Below are 24,275 nucleotides of genomic sequence, written 5' to 3' on the forward strand. Positions count from 1 at the left end.
CCCGATGGACGGTGCGATTCCGCTCTTCCGGATGGAAGGCATATCCAAGCGCTATGGTGGTGTGCGGGCGCTGGAAAAGGCCGAGCTTTCGGTCTCATCCGGTAGCATTCACGGCATCCTCGGCGAAAACGGTGCCGGCAAATCGACGCTGATCAAGGTGATGGCCGGTGTCGTTGCGCCCGACGAAGGGCGCATGACGCTAGATGGCCGCGAGGTGACGTTCGCTTCGCCGGCTGCCGCCAACCAGGCCGGCATCGTCTGCATCTTCCAGGAACTGTCGCTGGTTCCCGAACTCAGCGTTGCCGACAACATTGTTATCTCAGACCCGCCGACGCGGTTCGGCATGATCGACCGCAAGGCACAACGCCGGATTGCGGAGGAAGCGTTGGCGCGCGCGGGCGCAGCAGATATCCACCCGCTGGCGCTGGTCAAGGACCTGCCGCTGTCGCGCCGCCAGATGGTCGAGATCGCCAAGGCGCTGGCACGCAAGCCGCGCATCCTGATCCTCGACGAGGCGACCTCGGCGCTGACCGCGACGGATGTCGCCAAGATTTTCGGCGTGCTGAAGCGGCTGCGCTCGGAAGGGCTGGCGCTGCTGTATATCTCGCACCGCATGAACGAAATCGCCGAACTGGCCGACCAATGCACGGTGTTTCGCAACGGTCGCAATGTCGCCAGTTACGCGGCGGGCACAAAGAGCGACAATGAAGTCGTCGAACTGATGATCGGGCGAGAATACAGCCACATCTTTCCGCCGAAGCCGCCACGCGCTTCGGCTGCCGCCGTTCCGGTGTTGGAGGCACGCAAGCTTTCATGGACCGACCGGTTGGACAATGTCTCGCTGACCGTTGGGGCAGGTGAGGTCGTTGGTCTTGGCGGCCTCGACGGTCAGGGCCAACGCGAACTGCTGCTTGCCTTCTTCGGGGTGTTGCGCGGCCTGTCGGGCCAGATCCTCATCGACGGCAAGCCCGTTGCCATCGCCAGCCCCGCCGCCGCACGTGAAGACGGTATCGGCATGGCGCTCATTCCCGAAGACCGCAAGACCGAAGGGCTGATGTTGCCGATGACGGTGCGCGAAAACCTGTCCTTCGCCGCGCTCGACCGGCTGTCCAAAGCCGGCATCATCGACCGTGCCGCCGAGCAGCGGCTGATCGACGACATGGTCGGCCTGCTGGCGATCAAGACCGCGGGGCTCGACATTCCGGTCGGCGCGCTGTCGGGCGGCAACCAGCAGAAAGTGGTCATCGCCAAATGGCTGATGCGCCAGCCGCGCATCATCCTGCTCAACGATCCGACGCGCGGCATCGATGTCGGCACCAAGCAGGAGCTCTACCAGCTGATGCGCAAGCTCGCCGATGCCGGTGCTGCGATCCTGTTCTATTCGACCGACTATGACGAGCTGATCGGCTGCTGTGACCGCGTGTTGGTGCTCTATGATGGGGCGGTCAAGCGTGAGCTGGTTGGCGCCGAGATCACCGAGCGGGCGCTGATCGCCAGCGCGCTCAACATCCATGGCGAGGAGAGCCCTGTGAGCCTGGGAGCAAACGCGTGAAGGATTGGCGCTACTGGCTGGCCGAGCAGCGCGGGACGCTGCTGGCGCTCGGCATCTTCATCGTCATGTTCGTCATCTACACCTCGAACCACCCGGCCGGCTTCACCGCCAATGTCGTGCAGACGGCAGCGAACAAGGGCGTGCTGCTCGCCTTCGTCGCCATGGCCCAGACGCTGGTGGTGATCACCGCCGGCATCGACCTGTCCGTCGGCATGATCTTCACCCTGACCAATTGCCTGGCGTCCTGGTTGGTCATCGGCACTGGCATCGAAACCGCCTTCGGCGTCATCGCGGTGCTCGGCACCGGGCTGCTGTGCGGGGCGATCAACGGCGCCATCGTCATCTATGGAAGGCTGCAGCCGATTGTCGCCACCATCGCCACCGGCGCCGTCTACTTCGGCATTGCCCTGCTGCTGCGACCTTTTCCCGGCGGCTCGGTCAATGAGGACCTCGCCGACGCTTTGACAGGACGACTGTTCGGCGTGGTGCCGGCAAGCTTGGTCGTGCTGCTGGCCGTGGTGTTGTTTGTCTGGGTGCCGTTCAGCCGCTCGGTGCTCGGTCGTGCGGCTTACGCAGCCGGCTCGTCGGAGACGGCAGCCTACATGTCCGGCGTGCCGATCCGCCGTGGAAAATTCGCCGCCTACGCACTGGCCGGGCTGCTTGCCGCAGTCGGCGGGCTGTTCCTGACCTTCTTCACCTATACCGGCGACGCAGCCTATGCCAGCGGCAACGCCTACACGCTGTTCTCGATCGCCGCCGTCGTGCTTGGCGGTGTTTCGCTGTTCGGCGGCAAGGGCAGCGCCATCGGCGCGATCTTCGGCGCGCTGGCTTTCCGCACCATCGGTGACCTGCTCTTCGTCTTCGATTTCGATCCGCTCTGGCAACCGCTGTTCCAGGGCGTTATCCTGCTGATCGCGGTCAGCCTCGGCGCCTTCGCCCTGTTTCGGGTCCGCAACCGGCTGGAGTGGTTCCTGTGAGCGAAACGACGCTTGGCGGCATTGCCGGCCGCATGCCCAGATTCATCCGGCACGCCGATCCGGCTGTGCTGACGGCCTTTGCCTGCATCGTGCTGCTGCTGTTCCTAGGCAGCCTCTATTCCAGAAGCTTCCTGTCTCCTGAATACCTTCTGCAGCAGCTCAAGGTGGCGTCGTTCCTCGGCGTCATCGCGACCGGCATGATGCTGGTCATCCTGCTTGGTCAGATCGACCTGTCGGTGCCGTGGTCGGTCGCAATGGGCGCCATGATGGCCAGTGCGGCGGCCGCCTATGGTCCCGTCGGCGTGGCGCTGGCCATTCCGTTCGGCATCGTCTGCGGCATGCTGATCGGCGTCGTCAACGGCATCGGCGTCGCCTATCTGCGCATCCCCTCGATGATCATCACGCTGGCCACCAACGCCGTCGCGCAAGGGCTGATGGTGGTCTACACCGGCGGCTTCTCGCCACAGGATTCGGCAACGGGCGCGATGCGTTACCTGGCGACCGGTTTTGCCGTTCCGGGCGTCCCCAACGCGGTCATCATCTGGGCGCTGATCGGTGCGGCGATGGTGTTCGCATTGACTCGCACCAGCTTTGGCCGCGCCGTCTACGGTATCGGCAATCGCGAGCGCGCCGCCTATCTCTCGGGCATTGACACACGGCGCGTGGTGATGATTGCCTTCGCCGTCTCGGGCGGGCTTTCGGCCTTCGGCGGCGTGCTCCTGGCCGGCTATGCTTCCAAGGCGGCGCAATCGATGGGCGACGCTTATTTGCTTCCGTCGATCGCCGCGGTGGTGCTTGGCGGCACCTCGATCCTCGGGGGGCGCGGCTCATATCTCGGCACCGTCGCCGGCGTCATCCTGATCACGCTGCTGCAATCCATCCTGTCCGTCATGCAGATGCCGGAGGCGGGGCGGCAGATCATCTATGGCATCGTCATCGTTGCCATGCTGTTGCTCTACGGCCGCGCGCCGGCAAGCCGCTGACAGTGGACGAAAAGACAGAACAGGCGCCAACGGGCGCTCCCGGTTCGGTGCCGGCCATTGTGGTGATGGGTGTCGCCGGCTGCGGCAAGTCGGCCGTCGGCACCGCGCTGGCCGCCACGCTGGGCGCCATCTTCATCGAGGGCGACCAGTTGCATCCGCCCGAAAACGTCGCGCGCATGGCAAGCGGCGAGCCGCTCACCGATCAACTTCGTGAAGGCTGGCTCGACGCGATTGGCGAGCGCATCGTGATGTCGGTAGGGCAGGGCGAAGGCGTGGTTGCCGCCTGCTCGGCGCTGAAGCGCAGCTATCGCGAGCGGCTGAGCGGCTTCTGCCCGGAGATCGTCTTCCTTTATCTGGAGATCGACGCTGCCACGGCGAGGCGACGCGTCGCCAGCCGCAAGGGTCATTTCATGCCGGCGAGCCTGGTCGACAGCCAGTTCGCCATCCTCGAGCCACCGGCGGCGGATGAGCGGGCATTGACGCTCGACGCGACGCGCCCGGTCGGCGAACTTGTCGCTGCCGCGGTTCGTCAGATGCGCTAAATCTGCGACGTCAGTTCGACCGGAAAATCATCATTGTCGGCGTCGCGCATGGCGGCGAGGCTGCGATTGTCCAGCACTTCGGCAATCGCCTGGCGTACTTCCAACATCATGTGCCGGACCTGGCAGGTCGCCTCGTCGCAGTCCTCGCAGCGCTGATACTGTGTGCGGCTGGCGCAGGGGATCGGCGCCAGCGGTCCGTCAAGCACGCGCACGACATGGCCGATCTTGATTTCGGAGGCCGGCCGGGCAAGGCGATAGCCGCCTTCCTTGCCCTTGCGGCTCTGGACGAAGCCGGCGTTGCGCAACTCGCCCAGGATGGCATCGAGGAACTTCTTCGGGATGTTGTTGGCGACCGCGATGTCGTTGACAAAGGCCAGTTGGCCAGCCGGCAGGCCGGACAGATGCACAAGGGCCTTGAGGCCGTATTTGCCTTTTTTAGTCAGCATGCCCAGATCAACCCATTGAAGCCCCAACCACCCGCATCTGGCGACTGTTTGTGTGCAAATAATGACGTTTTCGCCGCGCGATGGCGTTTCGCGAAAACAAGCCGCCAGATGGCACGTTAGGCACAAACGCGTTGATTCTTTGTAACGTTTTGCATGATGAAGCCGATAGAGCCTGTTCCACCCGATAGAATCGGGATGGAACTCTGCTTCTCGGCTTGAACATGATTCTGGCGAAAACCGGATTCCGCTGTTCGGGATCATGCTTTGGTCCGCTGAATACCGGATTGCCGGCGCACGAAACGAAAAAAGCCGGCACAGCGCCGGCTTTCGCGTTCACCTCGGATGCTGCCCCGTCAGCGGCTGCCGTAGGTCTGGTCGAGCAGGCCGCCGGCGGCGAAATGCTCCTTCTGGACCTTATCCCAGCCGCCGAAGACGTCGTCCACGGTCAGCAGGCGGACATCGGGGAAGTCGGCCTTGTATTTGGCGGCGACGGCTGCATCGCGGACTCGGTTGCCGTTCTGCGCGAGGATGTCCTGGCCTTCCGGCGTGTAGAGGAAGTCAAGGTAGGTCTTGGCCAGATCGCGCGTGCCATGCTCGTCGGCCACCTTGTCGACGATCGCTACCGGGAATTCGGCCAGCAGGCTGACCGAGGGCGTGACCTGCTCGAACTTGTCGTCGCCATATTCCTTGCGGATGCCGCGGGTCTCGGACTCGAAGGTGATCAGCACGTCGCCGATCTCGCGTTGCACAAAGGTGGTGGTCGCGGCGCGCCCGCCGGTGTCGAAGATCGGCACGTTGTTGAACAGCTTGGTGATGAATTCCTTCACCTTGGCGTCGTCGCCCTTGAAGGCTTCCTTGGCGTAGGCGGTGGCCGCCAGATAGGTGTAGCGCGCATTGCCCGAGGTTTTCGGGTTGGGGAAGATCACCTGGACGTCGTCGCGCACGAGATCGTTCCAGTCCTTGATGTGCTTGGGGTTGCCGGCGCGCACGAGGAAGGACGGCAGCGAATAGAAGGGCGAGGCGTTGTCGGGAAAATCCTTCTGCCAGTCGGCCGAAACGAGGCCCTTCTTGACCAGGAAGTCGATGTCGGTGACCTGGTTGAAGGTGACGACATCGGCGCCAAGCCCTTCGGCGATGGCGCGCGCCTGCGCCGAGGTGCCGGCATGCGACTGGTCGACGGTGACGCCGGGATGCCCGGCGATGAAGGCCTTGTTGACCTGGACGAACAGTTCACGGCCGACATCATAGGATGCGTTGAGCATTTGTCGGCCGACCAGGCTTGGGAGGATGCGAGGAACAGGCCGGCGACGGCGGCGGCGCCAAGGAAAAATCGCTTCATGAAAACAGACCTCCGATGCAATGCGTTTATGGTCGGACCATAGCCGTGGGGCATGATGCGCGACGAGGCACGCGCAGCGGCTCCATGCTCGTGCCGCGAGAAAAGATATCGTCAAAACGGCCGGATGTTAGGATTTCCTCCACGCAACAGGTCCTTTCGGAACTCCAGCCAGCGTACGCACGAAATCCTTCACGAACCGATGCGCAGGCGGATTGGATCAAGCGGCCGGGAAGAGCTTCCAGCGACCGGGGCGGAAGGCCACCCGACTTTTCTGCGCCGCGGGGTGATCGACCGGCAGTTCGATTTCGACCCGCTGGCGCTCGCCGCCGATCTCAAGCTCCACCCGCCGCGTACCGGCGACGCGGCGGCTGGCGGCGACCGTGCCGGCGATGCAGCCGCTGCAGCCGTCGAGCAATTCGACATCGTGCGGGCGGAAGAACAGCGTCGCATCGCCCGAGGGCTCGTGAGGCGCGGCAAGTCCGATAGGGCGGTCGGCAAGCCAGATCTCGCCATTCTCGACCTTGACGGGAAGCGAGCTCGATTCACCGATAAAGCCATAGACGAAGGGCGAGTTCGGCGTGTCGTAGATGTCGTCGGCGGTGCCGACCTGCTCGATGCGGCCCTGGCTCATCACCACGACGCGGTCGGCAAGCTCCAGCGCCTCTTCCTGGTCATGGGTGACGAAGACAGTGGTGTGGCCGGTGGCGTCATGGATTTCGCGCAGCCAGCGGCGCAATTCCCGGCGCACCTGTGCGTCGAGCGCACCGAACGGCTCATCGAGCAGCAGCACCTTGGGCTCGATCGCCATGGCGCGCGCCAGCGCCACGCGCTGGCGCTGACCACCGGAGAGCTGTGCCGGATAGCGCTTTTCTAGCCCCGAAAGCTGGACGAGGTCGAGCAGTTCCGAAGCCCGGCGGCGGATCTCCTGCGCCGGCGGGCGCGACGGCCCATGCCGGACCTTGAGGCCGAAGCCGATGTTGTCGGCCACCGTCATGTGCCGGAACAGCGCATAATGCTGGAAGACGAAACCGACATTGCGCTCCTGAATCGACCTCTGCGAGGCGTCCTCGTCACCGAAGAAGATTTTTCCTCGCGTCGGCCGCTCCAGCCCGGCAATCAGCCTGAGCAGCGTCGTCTTGCCGGAACCGGACGGCCCCAGAAGCGCGATCAGCTCGCCCGACTTGATGTCGAGCGACACGTCGTGAAGCGCCGGAAACCGGTCAAACTCCTTGCGCACGTTGGCAACGCGAACTTCCATGCAAACCCCTCTATCAGTGTCCGCGCGTCGCGGCGATCTCGGCGCCGTAGCGCATCTCGAGAAGTGTTTTCAAGACCAGCGTGACGAGCGCCAGGCCCGCAAGCAATGAAGCGACGGCAAAGGCGCCGACGGCGTTGTACTCGTTATAGAGGATTTCGACATGCAGCGGCATGGTGTTGGTCAGGCCGCGTATGTGGCCCGACACCACCGACACCGCGCCGAACTCGCCCATGGCACGCGCATTGCACAGAAGCACGCCATAGAGCAGCCCCCATTTGACGTTGGGCAAGGTCACGTACCAGAAGGTCTGCCAGCCATTGGCGCCGAGCGACAGGGCTGCCTCCTCGTCGCCATTGCCCTGTTCCTGCATCAGCGGGATCAGTTCGCGGGCGACGAAGGGAAAGGTGACGAAGACAGTGGCCAGCACGATGCCCGGCACGGCAAACAGGATGACGATGCCATGCGCCTTCAGCCAGCCGCCGAGCAGCCCCTGGGCGCCGAACAAAAGCACATAGACCAGACCCGATATGACCGGCGAGACCGAGAAGGGCAGGTCGATCAGCGTGGTCAGGAAGGCCTTGCCCTTGAACTCGAACTTGGCGATCGCCCAGGCGGCGGAGATGCCGAAGACGATGTTGAGCGGCACCGAGATCGCGGCGACAAGCAGCGTCAGCCGGATCGCCGAGCGCGCATCGGGGTCGCTCAGCGATTGCGAATAGGCACCGACGCCCTTTGCCAGTGCCTCGTGGAAGACGATGATCAGCGGCAACAGCAGGAAGATGCCAAGGAAGGCGAAGGCAAAGGCCATCAGCGCCAGGCGCGCCGGGCGGCTCTCCGTGACCGCCGCCGACTGGCTCTCGTGATGCGGCTCATAGGATTTGATCTCGGGATCAGCCATAGCGCTTGCGGCTCCATGCCTGCACGAGATTGACGACCAGCAGCATGACGAACGACAGAGCGAGCATGATCGCCGCGATCGCGGTCGCCGCCGGATAATTGTATTCCTCCAGCCGGATGACGATCAGCAGCGGCGCGATCTCGGATTTATAGGGCAGGTTGCCGGCGATGAAGATGACCGAGCCGTATTCGCCGACGCCGCGGGCGAAGGCCAGCGAAAAGCCGGTGACAATGGCCGGCGCCAGCCCTGGAAACAGGATGCGGGTGATGGTCTGGAAGCGGCTGGCGCCAAGCGTGGCGGCGGCTTCCTCAACCTCCTTGTCGATCTCTTCCATGATCGGCTGCACGGTGCGCACGACGAAGGGCAGGCCGATGAAGACCAGCGCGATGACGATGCCGAGCGGCGTATAGGCGACCTTGATGCCGAGCGGCATCAGCAATTTGCCGATCCAGCCGTTCGGCGCGTAGAGCGTGGTCAGCGCGATGCCGGCCACCGCCGTCGGCAGCGCGAACGGCAGGTCAACCATGGCATCGACGATGCGGCGGCCGGGAAAGCGGTAGCGCACCAGCACCCAGGCGACCAGCGTGCCAAAGACGACATTGACGGCAGCCGCGATGAAGGCGGTGCCGAAGCTGATTTCCAGCGCCTTGATCGTGCGGCGATCGGTGGCGATGGCCCAGAATTCAGGCCAGCCAAGCGCGGCCGAGCGCCAGAGCAGCCCGGATAGCGGGATGAGGATGATGAGGGTGAGGTAGGCAAGCGAGAAGCCGAGCGTCAGTCCGAAACCCGGAATGACACTCGGCTGTCTGAACCGCCACCCCGCCTGCGCGGGTGCTGTGGTCATATCGTCCTGATCTAGATCTAGCTCACTGGGCCGGCTTGTAGATCTGGTCGAATATACCACCGTCGCCGAAATGATAAGGCTGTGCTTTCTTCCAGCCGCCAAAAAGCGGATCGTCGATGGAGATCAGCTTGATATCGGGTGTCTTGGGAAGATCAGCCGGAGCCACAAGGTCGGGCTTGGCCGGACGATAGTGGTTCTTGGCGATGATTGTCTGGCCTTCCTTGGAATAGAGCCAGCCCAGATAGGCTTCGGCGACCTTGCGCGTGCCCTTGGCGTCGACATTGGCGTCGACAACCGCCACCGGCGGCTCGGCCAGGATCGATGTCGGGGGATAGACGATGTCGAAATTGTCAGCGCCGAATTCGTCGAGCGCCAGATAGGCATCGTTTTCCCAGCCAATCAGCACGTCGCCGATGCCCTTTTGCGCGAAGGTCACAGTCGAGCCGCGGGCGCCAGTGTCGAGCACAGGGGCATTGGCGTAGAGCTTGCCGACGAATTCCTTGGTCTTGGCCTCGTCGCCGCCATCGTTGGCGTTGGCGTAGGCCCAGGCCGCGAGATAGTTCCAGCGCGCGCCGCCGGAGGTCTTGGGATTGGGCGTGATCACCTGGGTGCCGTCCTTGACCAGGTCGTTCCAGTCATGGATGCCCTTGGGATTTCCCTTGCGGACAAGGAAGATGATGGTCGAGGTGTAAGGCGCTGAATTGTTATCGAATTTTTTTCGCCAGTCGGGATTGATCTTCTTCGATTTCGAGACGATGGCGTTGATGTCGCCTTCGAGCGCCAGCGTCACCACATCGGCGTCGAGGCCGTCGATCACGGCGCGGGCCTGGGCGCCCGATCCGCCATGCGATTGCTGGATGGTGACCGTCTCGCCGGTCTCGGCCTTCCAATGCGCCGCGAAGGCTTCGTCATAGGCCTTGTAGAGCTCGCGTGTCGGATCGTAGGACACGTTGAGGATGGTGGTGTCGGCAAACGCGAAACCGAGCGTGCCGAACTGGACAGATGTGGCGACCAGTGCGCCGAGCAGTTTCCTGAAATGAGGTTTGGTCATTTCTGCCTCCGTTGAACCGGCGCCAAATCTACCGAACTGATAGAAATTAGATGCATTCAATGTTGCCTTTTTTGCCCTCCTGAAGAAAATGTTCGACGATATTTCGGTGTGTGGAGAAATTTCTTCCTCATGGCTGCGCTGAGCGAACTCCGAGCCTGCCTGATGATTGATCTAGGCTTTGGACCGGCCGGGACAAGGACTTCGCAGGCCGAGCCCGATTCGCTCAACCTTCGCTGTCGATGGTGATCAGCGAAGCCACGTTCGGGCTGTTGAGCGGCACCGACGAGGGACAGCGACAGCCTGCAATGACGGCGACGTCGAACAACTCGGTGATGTGTCCCTTCAACTCGATCCACTCGGCTATGCCGCCGGTATGCAGGTCGATGATGTACAGCGCGCAGCGCGGCTCGGCGTCGCGCGTCTGCAGATTGTCCTGCAGCGGCAGGTCCTTGAACAGGCCATCGCGCGGCAGCGACGTGGTGACGATGGCAAAGCGGCCGTGAAAGCTCAAGCCGCGCAGGAAGCCGGGGCAGAAGGCGATGTTCTGCCGCTGTCCGGTTGCAGGATCGATGCGGACCAGGAAGCCGCGGCCGGAATCGAGCACCCAAAGCGCGCCGTCATGGACGCGCGGCGAATGCGGCATCGACAGATCGTCGACCACCACTCTGTCCTCGGTGATGTCGATGATCATGCCGCCTTCCCAGCGCCGGTCGCGCCAGCCGCCGACCGAGTCCGACCGGCTGATCGCGCTGACATAGCGGGCGCGCCCGTTCTGCATGGCGAGGCCGTTGAGATGGCAACGGTCCTCCGGCACCAGCTTGCTGATGAAAGAGGGCTTCCACAACGGCCGGAAGGAATGCGTCGGGCTCAGCGTCGCCAGGCAAGAGAACTTGGTGTTGATGAAGACGATCTGGCCATCTTCGCGGACGGCCAGCTCATGGATGTCGAGGTCGCCTGTGTATGAAGCAGCGCGCGGCATGTACATGCGGTCGTAGATGGCATTGGCGACCTGGTCGGGCCCGAGGATGTTTTCCAACCGCCACACCGCCGTGTCGGAGGCCAGGATGATGCGCTGCCCGGCAACGGTCACGCCCATGGCCCTTACGAAACTGGTCTGGTGGATCGAGGCCTTCCTGTCGCCGGTGAGGCCGACCAGGAACAGCTGTCCGGTCTGGTAGGAGGTGAAGGCCAACGAGCACTGCGCCGTCTCCATCCAGTTGATGAAGCCGCGCGACAGCGAGATGTTGGTCTGCTGTTCGGCCGCGCTGGGAGACGCGGCTTCGGGCGGTTTCGCCGGGGCCTCGTCAGTGGCCTTGGATGTGCTCACGCTTGCTCCATAGGTGGACCTAGTCATGACTACGCCGGCCGCGAGGGCCGGCGCAAGAAGTTCAGATGCAATCCGCTGGACTACCAGCCGTAACGGAGTGCCGCGCCAACAGAGCCGGCGCTGTAATTGTCGCCGAAGCGGACGCTGCCGCGGACCACGCCGGACCAGTTGCTGGCGCTGGCCACGTTCACGCCGACGCCGACCTCGCCGAATGTGCCGTTGCCGGCGCTGTCGATGGCCGAGAAGGCGCTGCCGGGGAAGTTGATGTCGACGGCGTTGCTGTCGCCGAAATGGTTCCAGACACTCAGCGTCAGATCCGGACTGACGGTCATGTCGTTCATCTGCATATCGGTGCCGATGCGCACGCCGATCCTGGCGCGGCCGCTGCTGCCGTTCTGGAAGTCGATGTCGCCGCCAAACAGCGATACCGAATCCATATTGGTGCGGACCCATTCCAGGCTGGCTTGCGGCTCGATGAAGCCCCAGCCCATGGCGACGCGGTAGCCTGCGTCGAGGCGTGCGCCGATATTGGTGGCGTTGGTGCTCGCCTTGCCGCCGACGTCGTTGATGTCGACATCGAGGAAGTCGGCCTTGACGAGGCCGTCGAGGTAGAAGCCGCCATTCAGGTAGGTGGCATAGGCGCCGACCGTGCCGCCCTTGTAGTTCCAGCTGTCGTCCGTCGCCTTGAAGTCGAGCCTGGAGGTGACGTAGCCGCCCATGACGCCGAACAGCATATCGCCGCCGGCGATACCTTCGAGCCCCATGTCGATGCCGCCGAGGAAGGCACCGGTGCGCTGCTTGCGATCGAGGTTGAGGGTCTCGCTCTGCAGCGAGACCGGATCGGTGTAGCTTACGCTGCTGTCGCGGTTTGACCAATCGCCGGACGCCCGCGCCCAGAGGCCGCCCATGCGCGCGGCGAGTTTTTCCTCCGGCATATCCGCGTTGTGGACACCGCTTTCCTGCGTGCGCAGATCCGCCATGCGGTCCTGCCAGAAGCCGGTCGTGTCCAGCCACACATCCTGTGCTCCGGTCACGCCGGCAGGCAGTTCGAAACCGGCATTGTCAAGGCCGATGGAACGCAAGCCGTGTGTGTTGCCCTGCAGGAACAGGCCATAGGTGAAGAAGCCGGCATTGACGGGACCAGCCAGATCGAAATCGCTGTCGGCGGTTGTCCCGGTCACCGTGACCACGGGGATGAAGACCGCCGGCGCGCCGGCGCCGACGACATTCACGACCAAATCGGTATGACCGGACGAATTGCCGCCGATCGTCAGAGTATCGGCGACGCCGGTGGTAAAGTTGGCGTCGACGCCGAGCTTGGAATTGCCTTGGCCCGTGAAGTTGCCGCTGGTGGTCAGTCTGTCGCCGGCCACGCCATCGATCATCGTTGTCAGGCCGGCTCCGGAGCCCAGGCTGCCGTTGACGAAGTTTTCGAGGCCGATGAAGCTGACAGTGCCTGGTGAAGACCCAAAGAAGCTGCCTGATGCGTAGAGGGTGCCAAGATTGTTGAGCGCATCGGCTCCGGCGCCGAACTTGCTGTCGGTGAATGCCCTGAAGATGCCGGCGTCATTGACGCTCATGACATTTCCGGCGTCGCTCAATTCGACCCGGCCGGCAATCACGCCGGCATCGTCGATCCTGGTTGTTCCAGCGGTCGACTTGATGGCCAGGTTGTTGTTGGCGCCGACAAAGCCGGACGTGCCGATGGTGACCGTGGAGCCGCCGCTCGAACTGACCTGCAGGCCGCCAAGCTGGCCGTGAATCTTGCCATCGTTGGTGACGAGCACTGTGCTCGACGCGCCGGTTGCGCCGGCGATTGCGCCGAAACCCACGCTGCTGAACAATTCCGCATTGTGTCCGCTGTTGACGATGACGATGTTGCTACCGCTGCCGCTCGTGTAGGCAGCCAGCCCGGCAACGCCGCCCTTGGCCTTGACGAATGCCGTATTGGCGACGGTAACGCTGCTGTTGTCGCCACTGGACTTGGCATAGAGGCCTTCGCCGGCCGTCGAGACGATGTCGCCACTGTTGGTGACGCTGATGGTGCCTCCGGCTCCGTAAGTGCCGGCGGCAATACCCTTGGCCCCCGATCTGATGACGGCGGCATTGGCAAGGCTGATCGTGCCACCATCGTCGGGATTGGAATTGCCCGGGTCGGACGGATCCTTGTTGCCGGCCTGTGCAAAGATGCCCGACGCATCGCTGCCTGTCGTGGTTATCGTGCCGCCAGCCTTGTTGCTGATGACGATGCTGCCGTTGCTGGTGGCCGGGAAAAGGGGCCCTTGGCAGCTGCAGGTGCCATACAGGTTGGCGATCGCGGTGATGCCGTTCGCACCAACGCCGATGGTTGTGATCGCGCCACTGTTGGTGACGCTGATCTGGCTGTTGTCGCCATTGACATTGGCGGCCATGCCGGACGAACGACCGTTCGTCGAGGTGCTGTCGCCGGTCCTGATGGCGCCGCTGTTGTCGACAGCAACCATGCCGCCGTCACCGTAGGACTGGGCGAAGATGCCTTCGGAATTGGCGGCGGTGGTGATGCTGGCGCTGTTGGTGACCGAAATGTGCACGTTGCTGGCCGAGGAATAGGTGCCCGTGGCCTGGATGCCCGTCGCGTTAGGACCGCCGGCAGTCGTGTCGATGGCGCCGCTGTTGGTGATGTCGATGGCGATGTCGCTGCCAATGGCAACAGCCAGGATGCCGTAGGAACCGTTCCCGCCCAGTTTTCCGGCTGTGATCGCGGCCGAGTTCGAAACCGTTATGGCGCCGCCATTGCCATAGGTGATGGCGGCGATGCCCGTGTGGCCGGAATTTATCGTGGCGGCGTTTGTAATAGTGATGGTGCCGCCATTGTCGGGGTCGGTATTGCCGTTGCTACCTGCCAGCGCGAAGATGCCGAACGTACCGGTGCTGGTGTCGATGGTGCCGCCGGCCTTGTTGTCGATGACGATGCTGTCGCCGCTGCTGCCATAGGAAATGGCGACCGCCGTAATGCCATTCGCGTTCGGGTCCGTGGTTGTGATCGCCCCGCTGTTGGTGACGCTGATCTGGCTGCTGTCGCCGTAGACGTTGGCGACGATACCGAGCGAGCCGGCATTGATGGCGCCGCTGTTGTCGATGGTGACCGTGGCGCCGGTGCCATAGGAGCGGGCGAGGATGCCCTCGGAATAGGCGCCGGTGGTGATGCTGGCAGTGTTGGTTACTGAAATGTGCGCATTGCTGGAGTCGTAGTAGCCAGCCGTGGCCTCGATGCCGACAGACCGGTGACCGCCGGCGGTCGTGTCGATGGCACCACTGTTGGTGATGGTGATGGTCGCGTCACTGCCGTAGGCGACAGCCATGATGCCGTCGGAGACATTGGCGCCGCTGGTGCCGGCCGTGATGGTGCCCTTATTGTCGATGGTGATGTTGCCGCCTGCGCCATTGGTGAAACTGGCGATGCCGATATTGCCGGCACTGACGGTGGCTGCATTGGTGATCTTGACCGTGCCGCCATTGTCCGGATTGCCGGCCTGGGCGAGGATGCCGTTGGCGCCGGCGCCCGTCGTGGTGATGGCTGCCTTGTTGTCGATGACGATGCTGCCGTTGTCGCCATAGTAATGATTGGCGATCGCCGAGATACCCGAAGCGGTGCCGCCGATCGTGCTGATGGCGCCACTGTTGGCGATGTTGATCTGGCTGTTGTCGCCGTCGACGGTGGCGAATATGCCGGACGATGCGCCGCTCTGGGAGGCACTGGCGCCGGTCTGGATGGCGCCACTGTTGTCGATGGTCACGACGTTGTTGGACCCGTAACTGGCGTTGGCATAGATGCCCTCGGCGTTGGGGCCAGCGGTCAGGTTGCCTGAATTGGTGATGGTGATGTGGGTGTCGCTGCTGAAAACGGTGCCGCTCGTGGCGGCGTCGGTCGCCTTGATGCTGTCGCTGTACGAGTTGATGGTGCCGGTGTTGTTGATAGTGATGTCAGCTCCAATGCCGTTGGTGCCGGCATAGATACCGCGCGCGCCAGTAGACTGCGAGAAAGTCGGCCCCGGAATGAGTGAAGTCGACGCCGTGGTCAGCAGCCCGCTGTTGGTGATGTCGACGATGTTGCCATTGCCGGCGGTCACAATGCCGATGGCGTTGTCGCCAGCCACGGTTGCGGCGCGTGCGACGGTGTTGGTGCACGAAATCGGCGGTGCAGCAGCGTTGACGGTGATCGGCGAGGGTGAGGCCGGCTGCGTGCAGTTTGCCGCGAAGGACGGGGAGGCGGAGAGCGCTGCTAGCGTCGAGCCAAGCGCCGTGCCCAAAAGCAGCGAGCGGCGACGCTTTGGACATAGTTGAACGACGTCGCGCACGAACACGACGTCAAAACCCGACGTAAAACCCATTGGAAGCCCTCCAGCGGCCATGCGTATCCTTGCGGAAGGGAATTGCAATTCGAGTCTGCGCGATTTCAGGGCAATCATTAGTGACGGGCAATTTAAGTTGTATTTATACAACAACTTGTTGAAGTATCAGTTCGCTGAACAGCAGTTCCACCGGTTTGGTGGCTGTCTCACCTGGCGATCACGGGAAAGTCGAATCGCTGCTTGGCGAACGGTTCATTTGCCAGCGTGAAATGCCACCACTCGCGGGCATAGTTTTTGAAGCCGCCGGTGCGCATGACATCGAGAAGCATCTTGCGGTTTAGCGCGGCTTCGCTGGCGAGCCCGCGGTGGGCGGTCTCGCTTATCGGGTCAAAGCAGTCGAAGCCGGTGCCGAAATCGAGCATGTCGGCATCGACGGCGCCGCAAGCCGGTTTCGGCGCGGATCTTCTGTCGGCTCGCGCAATGGCGACATCGACCGTCGAGCCGCGGGAATGGCTGGACAGTTCACCGACATAGCCCTTGGCGATCAGATCGCCACGATTGACCCGCGGATACCATTGCGGATCGGGCGGCCCGCCCTCTCGTGTCCATTGCCCCATGTCGGCGACGGCACGGGCAGGGCGGTAGCAATCGAACACGACCAGCGTCAGGCCCTTGGTGGCAATCGCCTTCTGGACGCCGGAAAGCGACTTGGCCGCCTGCTCGGTGAGTATGCAGGCCGGCGCTTCATAGCCGTTCACCTTGCGGTGCAGGAAATTGCCCGATCCGGCGTAACGGATATCCTGGCGGATCGAAGGGTCGATGTCTGCGAGGCGAACAAAGCCGGCGGGCAGGATATCGGCATGTGCCGGCAGAGCGAAAGCCGCGACCATCAGCGCGCAAAAGCCAATGCACTGAGTCGCCTGGCGCATTCTATTCAAGGAACGCTTTCACTCGACGAACACTTTCACGCTGGCTGCGCGTCCAGCTGCATCGATCACAGTCAGCGTCGAGTAGCCGGCGCCATCCGGCTGCCAGGTTGCGGTGCGGCGGCGGTCGATGCCGGTCAGCGGCTTGCCGTTGGCCAGCCAGCGGAACGGCGCGCGGCCGCCTTGCAGCTTAAGCACCAGCGGCGAGGCATCGGCCGAGTTGGTGCCGAGGTCGACGCGAGCGCCGTCCGGCGGAAAGATGATGGTCGGCGCGGGTTCGGTCGGTGTTGCCTGCACGAGCCCGTCCGAACCGGTGCCGAAGCGGGCGAGCGTCGTCGGCAGGTCCTCGCGTTTGGGGCTGAAGACGCCGGGCGGCTTGCCCGGCAACGGCACGGCGACCAGACCCGAACGAACAAAGCCCTCGAACAGGATGGGGGCGGCCGAGACGTAGCCGGAGAGGCCGGGAACCGCGCCGGCGTCGGGGCGGCCGACCCAGACGCCCAGCACGTAGCGTCCGTCGAAGCCAACCGACCAGGCGTCGCGGTAGCCATAGGAGGTGCCGGTCTTGTAGGCGATGCCGCGCTGCGAGGCGCCCTCGGGCGGCTTGACGCCAGACAGGATGTCGATGATCTGCCAGTTGGCCTGACCGTCGAGGATGGTGGCGGTGGTGCGCTCGGCATTGGCCGGCTCGGTGCCGTCATGCAGCGTGTGCGTCTTGCCGCCATTGGCGAGGCCTGTGTAGAGCTGGACGAGATCGCGCAGCGACACACCGACGCCGCCGAGGCCGATGGCCAGGCCCGGCGCCTCGTTGACTGGCAGCGTGGGGCTCACCCCAGCCTGGCGGAAGCGCGCCATCAGCCGCGTTGGCCCGACCGCGTCGAGCACGCGGATCGCCGGCACGTTGAGCGACAGCTGCAGAGCCTGGCGGATGCTGACGTCGCCCTGGTAGCCCATGTCGAAATTCTTCGGCCGGTAGCCGGAGAAATCGACCGGGCTGTCGTCGATCAGCGTTTCCTGCGCCACCAGCCCCTGTTCGAAGGCGAGCCCATAGATGAACGGCTTCAGCGTCGAGCCAGGCGAGCGGACGATCTTGGTCATGTCTATCCAGCCGGAGCGGCTGGCGTCGAAGAAATTGGCCGAGCCGACCTCGCCGAGAATATCGCCAGTGCGGGCGTCGGCCAGCACCATGGCAACGGAGAGGCGAGGCCCAAGCTTGGTGGCGGCGTCCCTGGCGACCTGCTCCAGCCCTTCCTGGACTCTCTTGCGGATCGTCAGCTGCAAGGGTTGGCCGGGGACGGCCTTGGGCAGCATCGCATAGGCGGCGTGCGGGGCAAGCGCCGGCAAGGTGCGGCGCAGGCCCGACACATCGTCGAGAGCCGCGCGCGCGGCCTCGCGCTCGCCGAGCAGGCCGGCTGACACCATGCGGGTCAGCACCCGGTCGCGCGCGGCGTGGGCGATCTGCAGGTTGCGGTCGGGCCGGCGCTTTTCCGGCAGCTGCGGCAAGGCAACCAGCAGGGCGGCTTCCGAAACGGTGAGCCGCTTCGGCTCCTTGCCGAAATAGGCCAGCGAGGCGGCGCGCACGCCTTCCAGATTGCCGCCATAGGGTGCCAGGGTCAGATAGCGTTCGAGGATTTCGCGCTTGGACAGCCTGCGCTCGATCTGGATGGCGCGCAGCATCTGCTTGATCTTGGAGCCGAGGCTGCGGCTTTCGCGCGGCTCGATCAGCCGGGCGAGCTGCATCGACAGGGTCGAGCCGCCGGAGACGATATGGCCGGTTGTGGCGAACTGGCCGGCGGCTCGGGTCAGCGCCAGAACGTCGACGCCCTCATGGTCCCAGAAGCGCTTGTCCTCATAGGTGACCAGCATGTCGACGAACTGCTTGTCGACCTGGTCGAGCCTGGTTTCGAGCCGCCAATAACCGTCAGGGGTGGCGAAGGCGCGCAACAGCTGGCCGTCGCGGTCCTGGACTTCCGTCGAAACCGTGAGCTCGGCCGGGAGCGGCGGCGGAAAGGCGCGGTCGAGTTCCCAGAGGGAGGCGACGGAAAGGGCAAGGATGCCGGCGCAGGAAGCTGCGGTAATGGCTGCGCGGCGCAGGATTTTTTTTGAGAGCATGCCGCTGCCCCTCATCCGCCTGCGGGCACCTTCTCCCCGTATGGTGACGGGGAGAGGGGGGATGTCGCTGGCGCCATCGTTCTGTTCATGATCGCCACCATCGGCGCCTTACGGCGCCTTGACCTCCATCATGCCGGTGGCGGTGCGGGCCGAATATTGCGGCCGGTACATATCCTCCACCGTCGCCGCCGGATGGGCGTAGGTGCCCGGTGTCACCGCGCGAACGACATAGGCCAGCGTGATGTTGCGGTCGCCATCGCCCTCATTGGGGTTGAACGCCGCGACGAAACGGTCGTCGCGGAATTCGAGATGGGCGGCGTCGGTCTGGGCGAGCCAGGAGAAGTTCGACAATTGCGCACTGGAGACCAGGCCCGGATTGTCGATCTCGAAGCCTGCCGGCAACAAGTCGGTGATCAGGAGGCGCGAAGGCCAGTTGTTCTGCTCGTAGATCTTGAGCACAACGACATAGCGTTCGTTCTGCGTCGCCTCGGTGACGTTGGCTTCGGTGCCATCGAGCTTGTAGTAGGTTCGGCCGATGGTGAAGCCGTCGCCGCTGGCCGGCAGCGGCTGGATCGGCGACGCCACGGTGGTGACGACGGCCTGCAGCGGGGTCTTGCCGGTGTTGGCGATGGCGAGCGGGCTGTCGACCAGGTCGCTGCCGTTGATCTGGTTGGAATAACCGCCAGAATGCGGCGCGCCATTGACGGTCAGCGTGATCGAATCATTGCCTTCCTTCAATGCGCGGGCCGCCAGCAGCATCCAGGATTCGTCCTGGGTGGTGGTCCAATCGGCTTCGGCGCGTTCCTTCGTCACCAGCTTGATAAGCTCCGGTACGATCGTTGGCACCGGCTTCGATTCCGCCGCCAGCGCCAGCATCGCCGCGCCATCACGCAGCGGCGAGCCATAGTCGGAGCGGTAGTAGTCGTAGTCGGTTGTCGCCTTGGCGAGCTGCAGCGCGGTCTTGAACGTCGCCTCGGCGCGCGGCGTGTCGCCGTAGAGCGCCAGGCTCGCCGCCAGCTGGGCAACCGCCATCGGGCTCGAGAAGGCTTCGAGCTGGGTGTCGGCATAGTAGCGAAGGTCGCCGATCGAGGCCTTCTTGTTGCGGGCCAGGACGTAGAGGGCATAGGCGATCTCGCTGCCACGGTCCTGTACGCTCTGATCGTAGCCGAGCGAGTTCTGCAGGTTGCTCAGCGCCTGGTTCATGGCCAGGCTCGGCACGTCGTATTTCTGCTCACGCGCCCGGGTCAGGAAGTCGGTGACATAGGCGTCGAGCCAGAGGTCGCCGGAGCCCGGACCCCACAGGCCGAAGCTGCCGGCAGAGGCCTGGTAGCTCAGAACCTTGTAGATGGCATCCTGGATGCGGCCATGCAGGTCAGGATCGCTGGCCATGCCGATGCCGGAGGCCAATTCATTGACGTAGAGAAGCGGCATGGCGCGGCTGGTGGTCTGCTCGGCGCAACCATAGGGGTAGCGGTCGAGCGTCATCAAAAGCGACGGCACGTCGAAGGCTGCCGCCTGCGAAACGCCGACGCTGACGGAAGCGCCGTCGAGCAGGCTTGCCGCCAGGAGCTCCTTGTCGACGCGCAACGCACCGCCATTGCCCTTGAGGTCGACGACCAGGCGGGTGGTGACCGGCAATTGCGCCGGACGCACCGGCACGTACAGCGTCTGCTCGACAGCGGTGCCGTCGGCATGAGCAAGCTTGATGGTGATCGAGGCATTGCCCGCCGTCTGTGCGATCAGCGGCACGGTCAGTGTCTGTCGCTTGCCCTTGGCCAGCGTCAGCTTTTCAGGCAGAGGCTTGTCGCCGGTCGACAGGTCGCCGGTCGTGTTTATCGACAGCGCATAGTCACCGGCCGGGCCATCGGTGTCGGCGACATCGAGGCGCATGACGGCGGCGTCGCCAGGCGCCAGGAAGCGCGGCAGGCCGGCGGTGATGACCACCGGATCACGCACGATGACGTCGGACTGGGCATGGCCGACCGCTTCCTTGGTCCAGGCGACAGCCATGATGCGCACGGTGCCGTTGAACTGCGGGATGTCGAAGTCGATCCGCGCCTTGCCGTCGGCGTCGAGCTCAACCGGACCAGAGAAGAAGGCGACCAGCTTTTCGGTCGGAGGGCTGCCTTGCGTCTGCATGTTGGCGCCGTCGCCGCCGGTCCTGAGCTTGCCGGTGTTGCCCAGCGAGCCGTCGATCAGGCGGCCGTAGAGGTCGCGGATTTCCATGCCCAGCATGCGCTGGCCGAAGAACCAGTTTTCCGGATCCGGCGCTTTGTAGTTGGTCAGGTTGAGGATGCCGACATCGACGGCGGCAACCATGACATAGGCGTTGCTGCCCGGCTGTACGCCGGCCACCGCGACCGGGATCGACAGCTGCTGGCGCGGCATGGTCTTGTCCGGCGGCGTGAGGGTGACGGCGAGCTTCTTCGAGCCCGGATCGACCTTCAGCCATTTCACGCCGATGGCGCGGGCCGGCATGCGCGATTCCTGTGCGTCGCCAGGCCGGAACAGGGTTGCCGTGACATAGGCGCCGGCACCCCAGTCGTCGCCGACCGGGATGTCGACGGTGCTGCCGCCGGCCGGCACGGTTGCCGTGACGGTCTTCAACAGCTTGTCGGAGCCGATGTTGATCAGGAGTTCGCCTGCAAAATGCGGCGATACCTTGAGCTTGGCCACTTCGCCGGCGGCATAGGTGTCCTTGTCGAGGCCGATCTCGAGGCCGTCAGGCGTTTCGGTGGTGGTCGAGGAAACGTACCAGCCTGCGTCGAACTCATAGCTGGTCGCTGGTCCCTCGGGATCCGACGTCTCGACCTCGAGCCGGTACTGGCCCCAATCGACCGGCACGGAGACAGTTGCGTCGCCGTCGGCGCTGAGGTCGACCTGCCCGTTGGCGATCGACTTGGTGAAGGTGACCGGCTCGTAGTTCCACGAGTTGTTGGAGCGATACCACTGGTAATTGCGCTCGACCTTGACCAGCGTCCACTGCGCGCCTTTCAGCGGCTCACGCTTGCCGTCGGGATCGACAGCGATCAGGCTGAACTTCGCCGTGCCGCCTTGCGGCACTTCATTGTCGGCGAAATCCGGGCGGATGCCGATCATATGGCCTTGCGGGCGGATGCCGATGTTGAGCGAACGCTCGATGGCACGGCCGCCGGTCTCGCGCATCCGGACCGTCACCTTGGCGTCGACCAGCTTGGTGGTCGAGGGCAGTTGCTCGACGGAGACCGGGAAGGTCGCCTTGCCGTCATCGCCAACCACCGGCAGATCTGTGAGAGGGGTGACCGTGGGTTCGGCCGACTGCTCATCGGCGAGGCCGAAGGAGAAGCCCTGGAAACGGTCCCAATCGCGGGACGTCGACAGGGTCAGCTCACCCTCCAGCGCCAGGCCTGCTGCCGGCGCGCCGTAGAGGAAGCGGCCGTCAATGTTGATGTTGGCGGTTTCGCCCTGTGCGATCTCCTGCTTGTCGGCCTTCATGTCGAATTCAATGCGATCCGGCACGAAATCCTCGACCAGGAACATCTGGCTGGCGACCGCCGGCTGCTTGGGATCGGTGTAGATCGACACCGACCAGGTGCCGCGCATGGCGTTCGGCTCGAGCGGCAGGTCGACGGCGTGGCCGCCGGCCGATGCGCCGTCGCTGACGATGCGGCGGTCCTCGACGCCGTCGGGGCGCGAGAAGATGAAGGTCAGCGGCAGGTTCTCGACCGCCTTGGCGCCGCCGTCGCGGGCAAGGGCCGCGACATGGACATCCTCGCCGGCGCGGTAGATGCCGCGCTCGGTCCAGGCATAGACGTCGAGCGCGCCGGGCGCGGCGCGTCCGGTGACGCCGCGGTCGGACAGGTCGAAGCCTGCCCGGCCCATGTCGAGGAAGACGAAATCATTGTCGCCCTGCTTGCCCATCAGCACGGCCGGCACCATGCCGCCGTCGCCACGCGTCAGGCCCGGGTTGAAAACGGCGTGGCCGTCGGCATCCGTGGTCGCGATGCCGAGAACCTCGTTGTTCCGGGCAACCAGCGTCAGTTCGGCGCCCGAGATCGGCTTGGCGCTGCCCAGCGAACGGGCAAAGACATTGAGCCCGTCCTGGCCGGTATAGGTCGACAGGCCGATGTCGGAGACGACGAACCATTGCGTGGCCATAGAATTGTAGTCGTCGCTCTTGTCGTTGACGGCCTGGGCGGTCAGCACATAGACGCCGGGCTTGCGTTGCGGCAGCGCCTCGTCGACCGGGAAGGAGGTGGTGACCTCCTTGTTCAGATCATTGGCGATGTCGAGCTGGCCGTGCCAGACTGGCTCGCCCATCTGCTCGGAAATGTTGGAGATATCATAGCTGTCGAGCTGGTGGAGGAACTGATAGCCCGAAAGAAGCTGCGCCAGCGAACGGTCGCCGATACGGTAGAGCTTCATCTCGGCCGCGTTCATGTTGACGGTGACGACCGGAATGCCGCGGCGCGCGCCTGCCGGCAGCACGAAGCTGTCGCCGGTGAAGCGGGCCGATGGTGCCCGATCCTGCACATAGATCGACAGCACCACGGGGGCGGCGGTCACCTCGCCGATGGCGGCCGGCAGACCGGCGCGGAAGGTGACGTCGTAATGCTGGCCATGCTCCAGACCTTCGACACAGATCTGCTTGTCCTTGGCCTCGACGCCCTTGGGCGGCGCGTTGTCGACGGTGACGAACTGGGCGTAGTCGACGCCGGTCTTGACCAGGTCCTCGGAGAATTGCGCGCAGATGCGCGGCGCACTGGTGTCGGCATCGACAGTGTGGTCGATGACGCGGAAACCCTTGCGGGCCTTCAGGTCGGCATAGTCGGCCTGGACCGCCGGCGAAGGGACCAGCGCAAGGCTGGCCTCATAGGCCTGCAGGGCTGGGCGGTAGAGATCGCGCTTGTCGAGGCCGTTGCCGAGCAGCGCCAGCACTTCGGCGCGCGTCTTGGTGGTGCGCAGCAGCTTATAGGCGTTGAAGGCGGCGGAGGTGCCGTTTGCCGGCAAAGTGGAAGCCTCGGAGGTGTTGGCGGCAGGCTGCACGGCCAGAGTTTCGCGCGCCAGGTCGAGCCAGAGCTGGCCATCATCGGGCATGACGGACACGGCCCCTTCATATCTCAGCATGGCGGAGCGGTGATCGCCGGTAAGCACGGACTGTTCGGCGGCATTCGTCAGCGCCGTCAGCCCTTCCGTCGGCTTGACATAGGCCGGACCCAACAGCTTGTTGCGGTATTGCTGGGCCTGATCGGCCATCCAGTTGGGGAAGAAGGCAAGTTCCGGCGGCGCGCCGATGTCGGGGTCGCCATCGATGTTGACGACCTTGCCGGCGACCGCGCCGCTGAACGGCTTCAGCTGATTGTAGTCGGATTTGAGGAAACACCATTTGGCTTTGTTGTTGTAGGTGAAGGCGCGGCAGGCTGGATCACCAAGACATGTCGTCTTGCACTGGTCGAGCGTGACATTCTGGTCGGACCTGAGATCAAAGCCGAAATAATCGGAATTGTCCGTTGTCGCGATTCGCCTGGCTTCAGCCGCTTGCGCGACACCACTCCAGGCAAAAAAGAGAAGAATCAGGATCGACAGACCACGAGCCGCGCGCATTGCCATAACACCCTCCCAGACACTGCTGACGTCCAGGCATGATCAAGCATCAGTCATGCTTGTCAACACAAGGACGCGACAGGGTTCCGCCTGCCAACGGTTTCCT

General features: G+C 64.0%; 14 protein-coding genes and 1 pseudogene. 4 read left to right on the forward strand and 11 right to left on the reverse strand.

Annotated features, from left to right (window positions below):
- Positions 1 to 4: 4 nt before the first annotated feature.
- Genes AC1DZU_RS17445 through AC1DZU_RS17460 form a run of 4 tightly spaced genes read left to right on the forward strand, consistent with a single transcriptional unit; the run spans position 5 to position 4,054 of the window.
- Positions 5 to 1,552, forward strand: a complete 1,548-nt coding sequence (locus AC1DZU_RS17445; RefSeq protein WP_477286707.1) for a sugar ABC transporter ATP-binding protein — start codon at positions 5 to 7, stop codon at positions 1,550 to 1,552.
- Positions 1,549 to 2,529 carry an ABC transporter permease gene (locus tag AC1DZU_RS17450; protein ID WP_477286709.1) on the forward strand — a complete coding sequence of 327 codons (981 nt, stop codon included), beginning with the start codon at positions 1,549 to 1,551 and terminating at the stop codon, positions 2,527 to 2,529. Before AC1DZU_RS17445 ends, AC1DZU_RS17450 begins: the two co-directional genes overlap by 4 nt.
- Positions 2,526 to 3,512, forward strand: coding sequence for an ABC transporter permease (locus AC1DZU_RS17455; RefSeq protein ID WP_477286711.1), 987 nt, complete (start codon positions 2,526 to 2,528; stop codon positions 3,510 to 3,512). The genes AC1DZU_RS17450 and AC1DZU_RS17455 overlap by 4 nt, the downstream gene beginning before the upstream one ends.
- Before the next feature lie 2 nt (positions 3,513 to 3,514).
- The gene (locus AC1DZU_RS17460; protein WP_477286713.1) at positions 3,515 to 4,054 is read left to right on the forward strand and encodes a gluconokinase; all 540 of its coding nucleotides are present in this window, start codon (positions 3,515 to 3,517) and stop codon (positions 4,052 to 4,054) included.
- On the opposite strand, the gene AC1DZU_RS17465 is transcribed toward AC1DZU_RS17460, so the two are convergent.
- The 11 genes and pseudogenes from AC1DZU_RS17465 to AC1DZU_RS17515 all read right to left on the reverse strand — a co-directional run bounded on the left by AC1DZU_RS17465 (position 4,051) and on the right by AC1DZU_RS17515 (position 24,175).
- On the reverse strand, positions 4,051 to 4,500 hold the full coding sequence (locus AC1DZU_RS17465) for an RrF2 family transcriptional regulator (protein ID WP_013530871.1): 450 nt from the start codon (positions 4,498 to 4,500) through the stop codon (positions 4,051 to 4,053). The two genes, AC1DZU_RS17460 and AC1DZU_RS17465, sit on opposite strands and share 4 nt — an antisense overlap.
- A 353-nt stretch (positions 4,501 to 4,853) precedes the next feature.
- Positions 4,854 to 5,839, reverse strand: a pseudogene (locus AC1DZU_RS17470) (sulfate ABC transporter substrate-binding protein).
- 217 nt (positions 5,840 to 6,056) lie between these two features.
- Positions 6,057 to 7,097, reverse strand: a complete 1,041-nt coding sequence (locus AC1DZU_RS17475; RefSeq protein WP_477286715.1) for a sulfate/molybdate ABC transporter ATP-binding protein — start codon at positions 7,095 to 7,097, stop codon at positions 6,057 to 6,059.
- 13 nt (positions 7,098 to 7,110) lie between these two features.
- Complete coding sequence (cysW, locus tag AC1DZU_RS17480; RefSeq protein ID WP_477286717.1) at positions 7,111 to 7,995, reverse strand: sulfate ABC transporter permease subunit CysW; 885 nt, start codon at positions 7,993 to 7,995, stop codon at positions 7,111 to 7,113.
- Positions 7,988 to 8,839, reverse strand: a complete 852-nt coding sequence (cysT, locus tag AC1DZU_RS17485) for a sulfate ABC transporter permease subunit CysT (protein WP_477286719.1) — start codon at positions 8,837 to 8,839, stop codon at positions 7,988 to 7,990. The genes cysW and cysT overlap by 8 nt, the downstream gene beginning before the upstream one ends.
- Before the next feature lie 22 nt (positions 8,840 to 8,861).
- Entirely contained in the window at positions 8,862 to 9,890 is a 1,029-nt protein-coding gene (locus tag AC1DZU_RS17490) for a sulfate ABC transporter substrate-binding protein (protein ID WP_477286721.1), read from the reverse strand.
- A 223-nt stretch (positions 9,891 to 10,113) separates the two neighbouring features.
- Entirely contained in the window at positions 10,114 to 11,217 is a 1,104-nt protein-coding gene (locus tag AC1DZU_RS17495) for a TIGR03032 family protein (RefSeq protein ID WP_477286723.1), read from the reverse strand.
- Between the two features lie 80 nt (positions 11,218 to 11,297).
- On the reverse strand, positions 11,298 to 15,587 hold the full coding sequence (locus AC1DZU_RS17500) for a beta strand repeat-containing protein (RefSeq protein WP_477286725.1): 4,290 nt from the start codon (positions 15,585 to 15,587) through the stop codon (positions 11,298 to 11,300).
- Between the two features lie 167 nt (positions 15,588 to 15,754).
- A complete protein-coding gene (locus AC1DZU_RS17505) occupies positions 15,755 to 16,477 on the reverse strand; it encodes a M15 family metallopeptidase (RefSeq protein ID WP_477286726.1) in 723 nt (240 codons plus the stop codon).
- A gap of 18 nt (positions 16,478 to 16,495) precedes the next feature.
- Complete coding sequence (pbpC, locus tag AC1DZU_RS17510) at positions 16,496 to 18,586, reverse strand: penicillin-binding protein 1C (RefSeq protein WP_477286728.1); 2,091 nt, start codon at positions 18,584 to 18,586, stop codon at positions 16,496 to 16,498.
- A 108-nt stretch (positions 18,587 to 18,694) separates the two neighbouring features.
- Positions 18,695 to 24,175: an alpha-2-macroglobulin family protein gene (locus AC1DZU_RS17515; protein WP_477286730.1), complete on the reverse strand. Its 5,481-nt coding sequence runs from the start codon at positions 24,173 to 24,175 to the stop codon at positions 18,695 to 18,697.
- Positions 24,176 to 24,275: the final 100 nt, after the last annotated feature.

The organism is Mesorhizobium sp. P2_A12 (genome assembly GCF_056405075.1).

What these genes read in the sequence shown, in the direction of transcription:
- AC1DZU_RS17445 (WP_477286707.1), top strand. Translation starts at nt 5, where the DNA reads ATGGACGGTGCGATTCCGCTCTTCCGGATGGAAGGCATATCCAAGCGC.
- AC1DZU_RS17465 (WP_013530871.1), bottom strand. Translation starts at nt 4,500, where the DNA reads ATGCTGACTAAAAAAGGCAAATACGGCCTCAAGGCCCTTGTGCATCTG.
- AC1DZU_RS17475 (WP_477286715.1), bottom strand. Translation starts at nt 7,097, where the DNA reads ATGGAAGTTCGCGTTGCCAACGTGCGCAAGGAGTTTGACCGGTTTCCG.
- cysW (WP_477286717.1), bottom strand. Translation starts at nt 7,995, where the DNA reads ATGGCTGATCCCGAGATCAAATCCTATGAGCCGCATCACGAGAGCCAG.
- cysT (WP_477286719.1), bottom strand. Translation starts at nt 8,839, where the DNA reads ATGACCACAGCACCCGCGCAGGCGGGGTGGCGGTTCAGACAGCCGAGT.
- AC1DZU_RS17490 (WP_477286721.1), bottom strand. Translation starts at nt 9,890, where the DNA reads ATGACCAAACCTCATTTCAGGAAACTGCTCGGCGCACTGGTCGCCACA.
- AC1DZU_RS17500 (WP_477286725.1), bottom strand. Translation starts at nt 15,587, where the DNA reads ATGGGTTTTACGTCGGGTTTTGACGTCGTGTTCGTGCGCGACGTCGTT.
- AC1DZU_RS17505 (WP_477286726.1), bottom strand. Translation starts at nt 16,477, where the DNA reads ATGCGCCAGGCGACTCAGTGCATTGGCTTTTGCGCGCTGATGGTCGCG.
- pbpC (WP_477286728.1), bottom strand. Translation starts at nt 18,586, where the DNA reads ATGCTCTCAAAAAAAATCCTGCGCCGCGCAGCCATTACCGCAGCTTCC.
- AC1DZU_RS17515 (WP_477286730.1), bottom strand. Translation starts at nt 24,175, where the DNA reads ATGGCAATGCGCGCGGCTCGTGGTCTGTCGATCCTGATTCTTCTCTTT.